Source organism: Citrobacter youngae, from assembly GCF_003818115.1.
Taxonomy (GTDB): Bacteria; Pseudomonadota; Gammaproteobacteria; order Enterobacterales; family Enterobacteriaceae; genus Citrobacter; species Citrobacter youngae.
The window spans coordinates 1-13,892 of record NZ_RPOI01000028.1; the positions used below are offsets into that span (position 1 = coordinate 1).

The following is a 13,892-nucleotide window of genomic DNA, read 5'->3' on the forward strand; positions in this document are numbered from 1 at the left end:
AGCGATACATTGAGCTAACCGATACTAATGAACCGTGAGGCTTAACCTTACAACGCCGAAGGTGTTTTGGCGGAATTGAGACGATTTTCAGCATTGATTACAGATGACATCAGAACGCAGAAGCGGTCTGATAACAGAATTTGCCTGGCGGCTGTAGCGCGGTGGTCCCACCTGACCCCATGCCGAACTCAGAAGTGAAACGCCGTAGCGCCGATGGTAGTGTGGGGTCTCCCCATGCGAGAGTAGGGAACTGCCAGGCATCAAATTTAGTGTGCTGATATGGCTCAGTTGGTAGAGCGCACCCTTGGTAAGGGTGAGGTCCCCAGTTCGACTCTGGGTATCAGCACCAGTTTTTCGGTTAAAGTTCGGCACTTAGAAAAGAATTTGTCTGGCGGCTGTAGCGCGGTGGTCCCACCTGACCCCATGCCGAACTCAGAAGTGAAACGCCGTAGCGCCGATGGTAGTGTGGGGTCTCCCCATGCGAGAGTAGGGAACTGCCAGACATCAAATAAAAACAAAAGGCTCAGTCGAAAGACTGGGCCTTTTGTTTTATCTGTTGTTTGTCGGCGAGCGCTCTCCTGAGGAGGACAAATCCGCCGGGAGCGGATTTGAACGTTGCGCAGCAACGGCCCGGAGGGTGGCGGGCAGGACGCCCGCCATAAACTGCCAGACATCAAATCAAACAAAAAGGCCATCCGTTAGGGGGGCCTTTTTGCTTTCAGTTCGTTGAAATTTAATGGATAACCTGCGACAAGAAGGCGCGTGTGCGTTCAGATTTGGGATGAGCAAAAAACTCATCCGGTGGCGCCTGTTCAACAATCTCACCAAGATCCATAAAGATCACCCGGTCAGCCACTGTGCGGGCAAAGCCCATTTCATGGGTTACACACAGCATGGTCATGCCCGACTGCGCCAGACCTATCATGGTATCCAGCACTTCTTTTACCATTTCAGGATCTAACGCTGATGTGGGTTCATCAAACAACATGATTTTGGGTTTCATGCACAGCGAGCGTGCAATGGCCACGCGCTGTTGTTGCCCGCCAGAGATTTGCCCGGGATATTTATGCGCATGTTCAGCAATGCGAACTCGCTCAAGATAGTGCATTGCCAAAGCCTCCGCCTCTTTTTTCGGCATCTTTTGCACCCAGATAGGCGCCAGTGTGCAGTTTTGTAGGACCGTCAAATGAGGAAAGAGATTAAAGTGCTGAAAGACCATGCCAACTTCTTGTCGGACGCGCTCAATATTGCGGATGTCCTCATTGAGTTCAATTCCATCCACCACAATACGTCCTTGCTGATGCTCTTCCAGATGGTTAATACAGCGGATGGTTGTCGATTTACCTGAGCCGGAAGGCCCGCACAATACGATACGTTCTCCCTGCTTTACCTTCAGGTTGATGTTCTTCAGGACGTGAAATTGCCCGTACCATTTGTTGACGTTTTCCAGCGTAATCATCGCGTCGGTAGACGGCATTACTAGTTGGCTCATAAATTCCTCAGTGCGGTGTACGCCCGGTGTTAAAACGTTTTTCCAGATGTTGGCTGTAACGCGACATACTGAAACAGAAGATCCAGTAAATCAGTGCAGCGAAAACATATCCTTCTGTCGACATACCCAGCCACGCAGGGTCCACAGTTGCCTGCTGCACGCTACTGAAGAGATCAAACAGACCGATGATAATGACCAGACTGGTATCCTTGAACAGGGCGATAATCGTGTTAACCAGGCCAGGGATAACCAGCTTGAGGGCTTGCGGAAGAATGACCAGCCCCTGAGTTTTCCAGTATCCTAACGCCAGTGATTCGGCGGCTTCATACTGACCTTTTGGCAGGGCTTGTAGCCCCCCGCGAACCACTTCTGCGACATAGGCCGACTGGAAAAGAATAACGCCGACCAGGGCCCGGATAAGCTTGTCGATACTGGTTCCTTCGGACATAAACAGAGGAAGCATGACCGAGGACATAAACAGAACGGTAATCAACGGCACACCGCGCCAGAACTCAATGAAAATGACGGATAAAACCCGCACGACTGGCATATGGGAACGACGTCCCAGCGCCAGTAAAATGCCCCATGGAAGTGCGCCTGCAATCCCCACGGATGCGATAATTAGAGTCAGTGTTAATCCACCCCACTGCCGGGTTTCTACGCGCTCCAGCCCGAAAAAACCCCCGTACATCAGCCACCAAACCACCACTGGATAAACGACGGCCCAGACAGCGATATAGCGGCCACGATGCGGGATTGTTTTCAAGAACATGGGAACGATAGACAGCAAACCAATTATCAGGGCCAGATTTACACGCCAGCGCTGATCGTGGGGATAAAGTCCATACATGAATTGCCCAAAGCGTTCATGGATGAAAACCCAGCAGGCCCCGGCTTTGGTACAGTCTGCTCGGGTTGAACCGACCCAGTTGGCCTGAAAGAATACCCAGTTCAACAGTGGCGGAAGAAATGACCAAATCAGCCATACGCATAGCAGGGTGAGCAGGCTATTGGACCAACTGGAGAACAGGTTTTTACGCACCCAGAGTAGGCTGCGGCTTGCCGGATTACTGCGCTGGCGTGAGGGGTGAGACAGCAGGGCTTTTGTCATCATGGCTCCTTAGCGCTCAATCAGTGCAATACGGCGGTTATAAATATTCATCAGCAAAGAAATACTCAGACTAATGATCAGGTATACCGACATGGTGATGGCGATCGTTTCAATGGCTTGCCCTGTTTGATTGAGTACCGTGCCGGCAAACAGTGAAACCATGTCCGGGTAGCCAATGGCGGCCGCAAGAGAAGAGTTTTTGACGATGTTCAGATACTGGCTGGTCAGTGGGGGAATGATGACGCGCAGTGCCTGTGGGATGATTACCTGGCGTAGTGTCACCGGATTTGGCAGACCCAGCGAGCGTGCGGCTTCATGTTGGCCATAAGGAACGGCCTGAATTCCCGCCCGAATAATTTCTGCAATAAATGCCGAGGTGTACACCGAAAGCGCCAGAGTCAGTGCTGCCAGTTCGGGAATAAGCACCATACCGCCACGGAAGTTAAACCCGCGCAGTTCAGGGATATCCCAGTGCAGCGCCGCACCGAAAATCCAATGTGAAATCATCGGTAGAAACACGATTAGCATCAGGGCTGTTGGCCATGTTCGGCGCAGCTGGCCTGTTTTGGTCTGGTGCATTTTGTTGAAGCGAAATAACCCAATGGTGATGATGACGGCAAGCATGATTGCGGCACAGAAGGTAATCAGGCCTTCTCCCATCTGTGGTGCCGGAATGTAGAGCCCTCGATTGCTCAGAAAGACCAGATCCAGGGCACTAACAGCCTGCCGCGGTCCGGGCAAATTCCGCAATACGGCAAAATACCAAAAGAAGATCTGCAGCAATGGCGGGATATTGCGGAACGTTTCGATATAAATCGTAGAGAGCTTTCGTAGTAACCAGTTATCCGACAGCCGTGCCAACCCGAGAAAAAAGCCGAGAAATGATGCGAAAACAATGCACAACGCAGAGACTAATAGCGTATTAAGCAGACCGACGATAAAGACGCGGCCATATGTATCGCCTTGCTCGTAATCAATCAGATGCTGGACGATACCAAATCCGGCACTGCGTTCGAGAAAAGAAAATCCCGAGGTAATACCGCGACTGCTCAGGTTATTAATGGTGTTATGAATGAGATAGATCGCAATGCTAACGACCGCAATCACAGCGAGTATTTGAAATAACCAGGCGCGGACCGCAGGGTTAGAAAAGGATAACGATCCTTTTACGTTTGAGCGGCGATGGGACATAAGAAAACCTCGGTAACTATGACTCTGGGCTGAGCGCCGCAGTTGCGGCGCTCGTTGCATCACTGCGCATTAGCGCACGGGTGGTGCATACTGAATGCCACCGTTATTCCAGAGGTTGTTCTGCCCACGCTTGATCTTCAGCGGGCTTTCCGATCCAACGTTACGCTCAAAGATCTCCGAGTAGTTACCTACCTGCTTGATAATGTTATAAGCCCATTTGTTATCAAGTTTCAGATCCTTGCCATAATCCCCCTCTTTACCTAGCAGGTGCGCCATATCCGGTGTTGCAGGATTTGCCGCTTTTTCGTCAACATTTTTCGAGTTAACCCCCATCTCTTCGGCGTTCAGCATAGCGAACAACGTCCAGCGAACAATCGAGAACCACTCGTCGTCACCACGACGCACGACTGGCCCCAGTGGCTCTTTAGAAATAACTTCTGGCAGTACAATCCATTCAGCGGGGTTGCTCAGTTTGATCCGCAGGGCGTACAACTGAGACTGGTCGGAGGCTAGTGTATCGCAGCGCCCTGATTCGAGAGCTTTAGCGGACTCATCAGAACGGTCAAAGGTGACAGGGGTATACTTCATGTTATTGGCTTTAAAGTAGTCGGCCACATTCAGTTCAGTATCTGTTCCTGCCTGAATACAAACCGTTGCGCCATCCAGCTCTTTAGCGCTCTTCAGGCCCGCTTTATTGTGGGTAAGAAAACCGATGCCGTCGTAATACGTTACGCCAGTGAAAGACATTCCCATTCCGGCATCGCGAGAAGAGGTCCATGTGGTATTACGGGAAAGCATATCGACCTCACCAGACTGTAACGCGGTGAAGCGTTCTTTGGCGGTGAGTGGGGTATATTTTACTTTGCTGTCATCACCAAATACGGCAGCGGCAACGCCACGACATACATCGACATCAATACCTGAGAACTTACCGCTTGCATCAGCGTAAGAAAAACCAGGCAGGCCATCACTGATACCACATTGCACAAAACCCTTTTTCTGTACGGCATCGAGAGTTGCGCCGGCATGTGCCTGATTTGCAACCGCAAGCAGCACGCCGGCCGCAGCCAGGCTGGCTATTATCATCTTTTTCATAGAGCATCCTGTGTGGAGGAATTATTGTTATGGAAACGTTCTGAAAACGTCTTTTACCTGTCTGTGGCTATGGCCATACTCTTCTAAGCAAAGGTAGTGCCAGGTTTTTGCGCACGATTATTCGACGCAATATGCAGAGTGTAGACAGGAAAGAATAAATGCAGCGCCCTGAAGTGGTGCAAAATTGAAACGTAAGCCACATTTCGGCGCAAAAAATTTAAAAATAAGACAGGACGCATGATAACGATTTCGGGCGTGAATATCCGTAGCGTGAGAATAATGAAAGGGATGTGCGTTATAATGAAGAATACAGAAAATGCTAATTTGAGTTCATGGATATGTGAAGCGAATCTATAATAATTTTATTTTATGAATGATGCCATGAACTAACATTTTGTCTTATATTAAGATTTAATTCGTATTGCTAAAAGCGCGGTAACGGCCGCGCTTTTATGATTTTTTATTTCGTCAAGGCAACTATCCCAAGCGTCAAGCCGGCAACAGCGGCTGCACCACCGGCTATCGCTCCTGCAGTTTCCCAGTTATCCTGCGTGGTGCCTTTCATACAGGTATTGGTATGAACCAGACGCCCTTGATCGTCATAGACAGGCACACAAGGGGAATCGTGTGCACAGCCAGCCAGTAATGCGGTAAGCAGTGCAACGGGTATTAATCTTTTCATGGTGTTACCTCAAAAATAAGCGTTTCGCTAATTGAGCAAAGGTAAACGCTCAGCCATCTGCGAACTCGACTGCTATTTTACCACTGCTTAAAAAAAGACTGACATGAGGAATAATCTCAATTCATGTGGATTGTAAAAATAATGGATAAAATGGGGCACCTGAAAGTTTGTTCTGCAATGCTTCAGCAAAATTAAATGTCTATCTCATTAATAAATAAAGAACTCATCATCATGTAAAAAGGCGTCCGTAGACGCCTTTATTTTACAAATTAATCGTTGTGCCGACTAAAACGCCGTCTCACGACAACAAAGAAGACGGGGACGAAGAAGATAGCCAACAATGTTGCGGTCAGCATTCCTCCCATAACGCCTGTACCGACCGCATTCTGCGCACCACTACCTGCTCCGTGACTGATAACCAGAGGCATAACCCCCAGAATAAAGGCCAGGGATGTCATCAGGATAGGGCGAAGACGCATGCGCGACGCCTCCAGAGTGGCTTCTATCAATCCTTTGCCCTCTTTATCCATCAGGTCTTTGGCAAATTCGACGATCAGGATGGCGTTCTTAGCCGAGAGGCCGATAGTAGTTAGCAGACCCACCTGGAAGTAGACGTCGTTATTCATCCCGCGCAGTGATGCTGCCAACAATGCGCCTACAACACCGAGCGGTACAACCAGCATCACTGAGAAAGGAATAGACCAGCTTTCATACAATGCGGCAAGGCAAAGGAAGACAACGATTAGCGAGATGGCATACAGCGCAGGCGCCTGGTTACCCGACAGCCTTTCTTGATAGGACATTCCTGTCCAGTCATGACCAATACCATTCGGCAGTTTTTCCGCCAGACTTTCCATCAGCGCCATTGCTTCACCGGTACTTCGCCCTGGTGCCGCTTCGCCCAGTATTTCCATGGATGGCATGCCGTTGTAACGCTCCAGGCGCGGTGAGCCGTAAACCCAATGCGATGCGCTGAACGCAGAGAACGGAACCATTTCGCCATTGGCACTGCGGATATACAGATTACTGATGTCCGTTGGCAGCATGCGGTATTTAGCATCCGCCTGAACGTACACTTTCTTCACTCGGCCGTGGTCAATAAAGTCATTGACGTAATAGCCGCCCAACGATGCAGAGATGGTCTCGTTAATGTCCGACAGCGAAACGCCCAGTGCTTGTGCTTTCTCCTGATCGACATCCAGTTTGAACTGAGGGGTATCTTCCAGGCCGTTCGGACGCACGCGGACTAACAAATCTGGGTGTTTAGCCACCATACCCAGCAGTTGGTTACGGGCTTGCGTTAATGCCGTATGTCCCAGACCGCCCTGATCGATCAGCTCGAAGTCGAAGCCGGTTGCAGTACCCAATTCAACAATCGCCGGCATGTTGAAGGGGAAGACCAGGCCATCGCGGATTTGGCTGAAGGCGCGAGTGGCGCGTGCAATAACCGCTTCGGCGCTGTTTTCCTCTCCGCTACGCTCATCCCAGGGCTTGAGGCTGACGAACGCCAGACCTGAGTTTTGTCCCTGACCGCTGAAGCTAAAGCCGTTAACCGTGAAGACGCTTGCGACGTTAGCTTTCTCATTGTTCAGATAATACTGGGTGACCTGATCCAGCACTTTCTGGGTGCGCTCTTGTGTTGCCCCCGCCGGGAGCTGAATCATGGTCATAAATACGCCCTGATCTTCTTCCGGCAGGAAGGAGGTCGGTAGACGCATAAACAGCACCGCCATGCCGATCACGATGATCAGGTAGACAACCAGGTAACGCCCGGTTTTACGCACAATACCGCTGACACTATTGGTGTAGTGGTTGACGCTGTGATCGAATTTGGCATTAAACCAGCCAAAGAAACCGCTTTTTTTCTCGTGATGTTCAGCCGATACCGGCTTCAGCAGCGTTGCGCAAAGCGCGGGAGTCAGGATCAGCGCGACCAGAACAGAAAGCGCCATGGCGGAAACAATGGTGATGGAGAACTGCCGGTAGATAGCACCTGTCGACCCACCAAAGAAGGCCATCGGGATAAAGACCGCAGACAGCACCATGGCGATGCCGACCAGCGCTCCCTGAATTTGTGACATGGATTTTTCCGTCGCCTCTTTAGGCGGCAGATTATCTTCCATCATCACACGTTCGACGTTTTCCACTACCACTATCGCATCATCGACCAATAGACCGATGGCGAGCACCATCCCGAACATCGTCAGGGTGTTTATTGAGTAGCCAAACGCGGCCAGTACGGCAAATGTGCCTAACAATACGACGGGGACAGCGATGGTTGGAATAAGCGTTGCCCGGATGTTCTGCAGGAACAAATACATGACCAGGAACACCAGCACGATCGCCTCAAACAGCGTTTTTACCACTTCGTGGATGGAGATGGTCACAAACGGCGTGGTGTCGTACGGATAGACCACCTTCATTCCCTGCGGGAAGAACGGTTGCAACTCAGCCAGTTTGGCTTTGATAGCGTTAGCGGTATCCAGCGCGTTTGCCCCGGTTGCCAGCTTAATACCGAGGCCGGACGCAGGCTTACCGTTAATACGCGCCACCACGTTGTAGTTCTCACCACCCAACTCGATCCGCGCAACGTCCTTCAGGTGAACAACTGAACCATCGCTGTTTACGCGTAAAGTGACTTTGCCGAACTCTTCAGGATCTTTCAGTCGCGTTTGCGCAATGATAGAAGCGTTAAGCTGCTGGTTAGGTAATGCTGGCGTACCGCCTAACTGACCTGCGGCGATCTGATCGTTCTGGACCTTCAACTGATTGATCACATCAACCGGCGTAAGCTGGTACTTGTTCAGCAAGTTCGCATCCAGCCAGATGCGCATAGCATACTGTGCACCAAACAGCTGTACGTCACCCACGCCATTAAGACGACTGATTGAGTCTTTAACGTTAGAGGCAACGTAGTCGGAAATATCATCCTGTGTGGTTTGCGGGTTATCAGAAACAAACCCCGCGACCATTAAAAAACTGCTGCTGGATTTCTCAACGCCGATCCCCTGCTGCTGGACTTCCTGCGGCAGTAAAGGTGTGGCGAGCTGCAGTTTATTTTGCACCTGAACCTGGGCGATATCGGGGTCGGTACCGGACTGGAAGGTCAGCGTGATGGTCACACTTCCAGCGGAATCGCTGGTGGAGGACATATACATCAGGTTATCGATACCGTTCATATTCTGTTCGATAACCTGCGTAACAGTATCTTGTACCGTCTGCGCATCCGCACCTGGATAGGTTGCGGTAATAGCGACCGCAGGAGGTGCAATGGTTGGGTACTGCGCCACGGGGAGCTGCATGATTGCCAGAGCACCCGCCATCATCAGAATGATGGCCAGTACCCAGGCAAAGATAGGACGCCTGATAAAAAAGTTAGCCATGTCCGGTTACCTTATTGGGCTTTCGTGGCAGAGATTTCGGTGTCGGCAGTTGCTTTAACCTGGACGCCAGGGCGTGCTTTCTGTAAGCCGCTCACGATAACTTTGTCACCCGGTTGCAGACCTTCGCTGATGAGCCACTTGTCGCCAATGGCTTGTGCGGCAACAACGGCGCGAGACTCAACCTGACTTTTATCGTTAACGACCATCACGGTGGCATCGCCGCGAGGCGTACGTGTTACCCCCTGCTGCGGAACGAGAATGGCATTTGGCTGAACACCTTCATCAATGCGCGCACGCACGAACATGCCCGGCAGCAGCGTGTGCTGCGGGTTAGGGAAGACGGCCCTGAGGGTGATGGATCCGGTACTTTCATCAACCGTTACGTCAGAAAATTGCAAAGAGCCTTTCAGTGGGTACGACTGACCATTTTCCATTACCAGTTCGACGGTACTGCTGGCGCTGTCTTTATGCAGGCTCCCTTGCTCAACTGACTGTTTGAGGCGCATAAAGTCATTGCTGGACTGCGTTACGTCGACGTAAATAGGATCAAGCTGTTGAACGGTAGCAAGCTCAGTCGCCTGGCCATTCGTGACTAATGCGCCTTCGGTGACGTTAGATTTACCGATCCGTCCGCTAATGGGCGATGTCACTTTGGTGTAGGCCAGGTTAATACGTGCGCTTTCGACCGCGGCTTTTGCTGCGATTACGGATGCATCGGCCTGGCGGGCATCAGCAATGGCCTGATCGTACTCTTGCTGGCTGATGTACTTAGTGCCTACCAGCGGAACATAACGTTTTACCGTTAAATGCGCGATAGCTGCCGCCGCTTCACTCTTTGCCAGCTCGCCTTTGGTGCTGTCATAGTCAGCCTGGTAAGTCGCGGGGTCGATCTGATAAAGCGACTGACCTGCTTCAACATCGCTTCCCTCAGTGAAATTCCGTTTAAGTACAATCCCGCTAACCTGAGGACGGACTTCTGCGATACGAAATGCCGTTGTGCGCCCGGGTAATTCGGTCGTCACGGCTAAGGGCGCCTTTTCGACGACATGGACAGTCACCTGCGGCTCTGCGGGATGAGCTTGTGTTTCTCCCTGATCGTTACAACCGGCGAGTAATGCAGCGGAGATGATGATGAATGAGGGCAGGAGTGAAAACCTGGCATTTTTCGTCATTTCTATTCCTTAAAAAACCGAACGCTCGTTATTAACCGGGTAACGCAGAGGCGATAACGCGCACAAGAAAAATAATAGTTGGCTATCCTACAAATTATTAGCTTGCGATGTAAGCAATACTTATTTATGGGCGCGACACACGGCACATAAAAACAAAAAAAGATTAATCCTCTGCTGTTTTATTATGGTGTTAATAGCAATACTATGATGCGCATAAATACATATTGAAATAAGTATTTGGTTGGTGAATGTATTTAAGGTTTTTATATGCTTTGTTTATTCGTGTGCAATGTCAGCAATTAACGATTTTAGACCTCGTCTAAATAAACGCTAAGTGATACATTTATTTCGTTTAGCAAATATTAGATAAGAAAGTTAATCATTCTCCACTCTACTCCGGACAGTCGGAACCATGGCCAGAAGAACGAAAGCTGATGCTCTCAAAACGCGACAGCACCTGATTGAAACAGCGATAGCGCAGTTTGCCGCGCGCGGCGTAAGCAATACGACGCTCAACGACATTGCTGACGCGGCCAACGTTACGCGGGGAGCGCTCTATTGGCATTTCGAAAATAAAACGCAGCTTTTTAATGAGCTTTGGTTACAGCAACCGCCCTTGCGCGATCTTATTCAGGAGCGGCTCGTGGGTCGTTGGGGAGATAACCCACTACAGCGGCTACAAGAAAGATTAGTTGTGGGTTTGCAATATATTGCTGAGAATCCTCGACAGCAGGCATTAATGCAGATTTTATATCATAAATGTGAATTCCATAATGATATGATATCGGAACAGACTATTCGTGAAAAAATTGGTATCAACCATCTGGGTATGCGCATTGCCTTGCAGAAATGTATGGACGATGGGCTTATCGCAACCAGCCTTGATTTAGACGTTATAATAATTATTCTTCATGGGAGTTTTAGTGGCATTGTTAAGAACTGGCTCATTAATCCAATGAGTTATGATCTTTATAAACAAGCGCCAGTATTAGTTGATAATGTATTAAAAATGTTAAGCCCTGATGGCTGCATGCTGCAATTGATTCAGGGTGAGGATCAGGCTGGCTAGTTTCTGCCGCCATGGACTGACGGCAGTTGCAGAACGGTAAGTCACCGGACGTACTATTCGAGGTCGATACAGTTGACCAGCTTGAGGGGATTTACTGAGTTCATATTCCGGCACTTATCGTGCTCTGTTGTCATCAACTCTATCCACTGAATGAGTAGCGCATCAAAAAGAAAAACAAAGACAGCAAAAACAACCAGCCACCAATACTTGCGAATCATTACCAAATCCTGTGTATTCATGCCCAAGCGTGCAGGGAATATACACGAAATCTAAAAGCTGAAAAGCAGACTTACAATGCTTTTACTTTGCTGAAATTCCACCGCTCTTTTCCGGTAATCGACTCTTTTTAGACAGGTTTTTCGTCTTGCGCTTTTTCACCTTTGCAAGCTCATTCTCTGAAAAATGAGAACCAATACTCAATCTTCTGAGCCCCATTTTTACGTATTCGGCATTGATTTCAATCCCGACAAACTTGCGACCTAATTCTACGGCAGTGGCACCGGTTGTGAAGCTACCGGCAAACGGATCCAGCACTTTGTCATCTGGGTTGGAGGAAGCCAGAATGATGCGCTCCAGCAGGGCTTTGGGTTTCTGCGTGGGGTGGTTTTCGTATTCATCCATCAGGTAGCGAACACGTGGAAACTCCCAGACATTACCGGGTACTTTTTTATGATTGTAGGGCTGAGGTGGGTTTTTTCTGTAGTCTATTAGCGCGCGTTTCGCCCCGGTTTTCGCTTCAACCAAAATATCATCACGGTTAAATGTATAACTTTTTGGGTCTTTGACCATCATCAGGATCGGTTCATACATGGAGCCAAAGTACTTTTTGGCCTGTACCCCTGAGCTATCATAGGCCCACACAATACGGCTCTTGATGGTAAAAAGCTGTCGACATTTGAGGTCGATGTACGGCATGTTCTCCGTACTGTTCATGATGTACATGGTGCCTTGTGGCTTTAATATTCGATGGCATTCATCAATGCACTCGAACAGCGAGGCCAGAAAGCTCTCTTCGTCCCAGGATTCTACCAACCCGTCAAAGTCTTTCCCGATGTTATAAGGTGGGTCGGCAAAGATCAGATCGATGCTTTCAGACGGCAGCTTTTTCAGTTCAGTCAGCGCATCACCCTGGATTATCTTTTTTGATTCATCACCAAAGTAGACAGGTTCACATCTCGCTTTCATCACCAAAGCCTCCGTGTGACGCGAATAAAAAAGGCGCTTCCCCATGCCGAGTAGCGCCTTTTAAAACAAACATTTCGCTGATTAGTATCAGTTCATGCCGTATTTTTTCAGTTTTTTACGCAGCGTACCACGGTTGATGCCCATCATCAGGGCAGCACGGGTCTGGTTACCGCGGGTGTATTGCATCACCATGTCCAACAGGGGCTGTTCTACTTCAGCCAGTACCAGCTCATAGAGATCGTTAACATCCTGACCATTCAATTGAGCAAAATAGTTCTTCAGTGCCTGTTTAACCGAGTCACGCAGGGGTTTTTGAGTTACCTGATCCTGAGAGTTAACGGTAGAAACGGTCAGTACGTCAGAATTTACGCGTTGTTCGAACATAGTTCTGTCAGCTCTTTATTTCTGTTTACGCAAAATTTTCGAAGTATGCCTCCAACGCCGCCAGCTGTTCGCTGGAGTCTTCAATGGCGTTGAATGTGCGCCGAAACTGGTCATCCGGAGCGTGTTCCTGGAGATACCAGGATACGTGTTTACGCGCAATTCGGTACCCTTTTGCCTGACCATAAAAGTCGTGCAATTCCCGAACATGCGCACAAAGCAAGCGCTTCACCTCTGCCAGAGGCAGCGGGGGCAGCAGCTCCCCAGTGTCCAGATAATGCTGGATTTCCCGAAAGATCCAGGGTCTTCCCTGAGCTGCACGTCCTATCATCAGGGCATCCGCCCCCGTATAGTCGAGTACAGCTCTGGCTTTATGCGGGTCAGTAATGTCGCCATTCGCGATAATCGGAATGGAAACTTTCTGCTTAACTGCCCGAATACTGTCGTACTCAGCATCTCCATTGAACAAACAGGCGCGGGTGCGTCCATGAATGGTCAGAGCCTGAATGCCACAGTCTTCAGCCAGTTGGGCAATCTCTACGCAGTTACGGTGTTCCGGAGCCCAGCCGGTGCGAATCTTGAGTGTGACAGGAACGTCCACTGCATTGACGACCTCGGTTAGTATCGATTTCACTAAATCCGGGTACTGCAAGAGGGCTGAACCTGCGAGCTTGCGATTCACTTTTTTAGCCGGACACCCCATATTGATATCAATAATCTGGGCGCCGCTTTCCACGTTAATACGTGCGGCATCAGCCATCTCAACAGGATCGCTACCGGCAATTTGCACCGTGCGAATTCCTGGCTCATTAACGTGCACCATACGTAAACGAGATTTGTCGCTTTCCCAAACCTGCGGGTTAGAAGACATCATCTCGGATACCGTCAATCCTGCTCCCATCTCATAGCACAGCGTCCTGAATGGTCTGTCAGTGATGCCAGCCATAGGTGCTGCGATCAGGCGATTTCTGAGCTGGTATTGTCCGATGCGCATGAGTTAAGAAATGACCATACTGTGACTGCAAGGCGGCGTATATTACGCATTTTTTGCATGAGATGAAAGGCCAAACTTTGACCAATCCACTGAGGTGGATCAATGAATTGCTGACTAAGTACACAGTTTCAAATTAA

At 49.6% G+C, this 13,892-nt stretch carries 12 protein-coding genes, 1 tRNA gene and 2 rRNA genes; 4 read left to right on the forward strand and 11 right to left on the reverse strand.

The genetic code is table 11. The features are described 5' to 3' along the window. Positions 1–143 precede the first annotated feature (143 nt). The 3 genes from rrf (EHN13_RS21190) (at position 144) to rrf (EHN13_RS21200) (ending at position 503) form a co-directional block, all read left to right on the forward strand. Positions 144–259 (forward strand): 5S ribosomal RNA (gene rrf / locus EHN13_RS21190). Between the two features lie 14 nt (positions 260–273). Beyond that, positions 274–349, forward strand: a tRNA-Thr gene (locus EHN13_RS21195). Positions 350–387: 38 nt separating this feature from the next. Then, positions 388–503: ribosomal RNA gene (gene rrf, locus EHN13_RS21200) — 5S ribosomal RNA — on the forward strand. 230 nt (positions 504–733) lie between these two features. Here rrf (EHN13_RS21200) and EHN13_RS21205 read toward each other — a convergent pair. From EHN13_RS21205 to EHN13_RS21235, 7 genes are all read right to left on the reverse strand, one after another. Beyond that, positions 734–1,492: an amino acid ABC transporter ATP-binding protein gene (locus tag EHN13_RS21205; RefSeq protein ID WP_124022044.1), complete on the reverse strand. Its 759-nt coding sequence runs from the start codon at positions 1,490–1,492 to the stop codon at positions 734–736. 7 nt (positions 1,493–1,499) lie between these two features. Continuing rightward, on the reverse strand, positions 1,500–2,603 hold the full coding sequence (locus tag EHN13_RS21210; RefSeq protein WP_124022062.1) for an amino acid ABC transporter permease: 1,104 nt from the start codon (positions 2,601–2,603) through the stop codon (positions 1,500–1,502). A 9-nt stretch (positions 2,604–2,612) separates the two neighbouring features. Then, positions 2,613–3,794: an amino acid ABC transporter permease gene (locus EHN13_RS21215; RefSeq protein WP_101741933.1), complete on the reverse strand. Its 1,182-nt coding sequence runs from the start codon at positions 3,792–3,794 to the stop codon at positions 2,613–2,615. Positions 3,795–3,863: 69 nt separating this feature from the next. Beyond that, positions 3,864–4,889, reverse strand: a complete 1,026-nt coding sequence (locus EHN13_RS21220; protein ID WP_061068712.1) for an amino acid ABC transporter substrate-binding protein — start codon at positions 4,887–4,889, stop codon at positions 3,864–3,866. Between the two features lie 460 nt (positions 4,890–5,349). Beyond that, positions 5,350–5,571: a putative periplasmic lipoprotein gene (locus EHN13_RS21225; protein ID WP_048213468.1), complete on the reverse strand. Its 222-nt coding sequence runs from the start codon at positions 5,569–5,571 to the stop codon at positions 5,350–5,352. A gap of 269 nt (positions 5,572–5,840) precedes the next feature. Continuing rightward, positions 5,841–8,954, reverse strand: coding sequence for an efflux RND transporter permease subunit (locus tag EHN13_RS21230; RefSeq protein WP_124022045.1), 3,114 nt, complete (start codon positions 8,952–8,954; stop codon positions 5,841–5,843). Positions 8,955–8,965: 11 nt separating this feature from the next. Next, complete coding sequence (locus EHN13_RS21235; protein WP_124022046.1) at positions 8,966–10,126, reverse strand: efflux RND transporter periplasmic adaptor subunit; 1,161 nt, start codon at positions 10,124–10,126, stop codon at positions 8,966–8,968. Between the two features lie 412 nt (positions 10,127–10,538). Here EHN13_RS21235 and envR point away from each other — a divergent pair, with 412 nt between their 5' ends. Continuing rightward, on the forward strand, positions 10,539–11,195 hold the full coding sequence (gene envR, locus EHN13_RS21240; protein WP_061068709.1) for an acrEF/envCD operon transcriptional regulator: 657 nt from the start codon (positions 10,539–10,541) through the stop codon (positions 11,193–11,195). A 53-nt stretch (positions 11,196–11,248) separates the two neighbouring features. On the opposite strand, the gene EHN13_RS21245 is transcribed toward envR, so the two are convergent. The 4 genes from EHN13_RS21245 to dusB all read right to left on the reverse strand — a co-directional run bounded on the left by EHN13_RS21245 (position 11,249) and on the right by dusB (position 13,755). Then, entirely contained in the window at positions 11,249–11,413 is a 165-nt protein-coding gene (locus EHN13_RS21245) for a DUF2556 family protein (RefSeq protein ID WP_048213464.1), read from the reverse strand. An 82-nt stretch (positions 11,414–11,495) separates the two neighbouring features. Continuing rightward, on the reverse strand, positions 11,496–12,380 hold the full coding sequence (gene yhdJ, locus EHN13_RS21250) for an adenine-specific DNA-methyltransferase (protein ID WP_048213509.1): 885 nt from the start codon (positions 12,378–12,380) through the stop codon (positions 11,496–11,498). An 87-nt stretch (positions 12,381–12,467) separates the two neighbouring features. After that, entirely contained in the window at positions 12,468–12,764 is a 297-nt protein-coding gene (gene fis, locus EHN13_RS21255) for a DNA-binding transcriptional regulator Fis (protein ID WP_000462905.1), read from the reverse strand. A gap of 25 nt (positions 12,765–12,789) precedes the next feature. Beyond that, complete coding sequence (gene dusB / locus EHN13_RS21260; protein WP_124022047.1) at positions 12,790–13,755, reverse strand: tRNA dihydrouridine synthase DusB; 966 nt, start codon at positions 13,753–13,755, stop codon at positions 12,790–12,792. Positions 13,756–13,892 lie beyond the last annotated feature (137 nt).